At 45.9% G+C, this 410-nt stretch carries 1 protein-coding gene; it reads left to right on the top strand.

Features of this window, described 5'->3' with window-relative positions:
• A partial coding sequence (locus tag CSV68_RS16775) for a thiamine pyrophosphate-dependent enzyme (RefSeq protein ID WP_233192963.1) occupies positions 1–410 on the top strand: 410 nt, incomplete at both ends.

Here is a 410-nt window from a genome sequence, read left to right as displayed (position 1 = left end):
TGAAGCGAAGTATGGGTTAGTCGGAGATATTAAAACGGTCGTAGAGAGTCTTGTCACTCAACTAGAAGCAAGCGGTTACACAATGCCGAGCGGTGAATATAGTGAAAATGTGCAAGAATTGCGTGAAACGCTCAGAGCCAAGTTACGCAAAACATTAGGACCTTATGAAAACATTTTGGACAGTATGAGAAACAGACTGGACGAAGAAACAATTTTTGTAAGGGACGTTACCGTTCCAGCGAATGTTTGGGGAAGCCGACTGTTCGAGATTTATAAACCACGCCATTCGATTCATGCCTCGGGAGGCGGAATTGGCCAAGCCTTACCGACAGGAATCGGCGCACAAAAAGCAAACCCTGATAAACGGGTTGTCGTATTAGCAGGGGATGGCGGCTTCATGGTCAATATTG

This window comes from Sporosarcina sp. P29, from assembly GCF_002743265.1.
Lineage (GTDB): Bacteria > Bacillota > Bacilli > Bacillales_A > Planococcaceae > Sporosarcina.
Note: the sequence above shows the minus strand (reverse complement) of the source record. Positions and strands in the feature narration are given on the sequence as shown.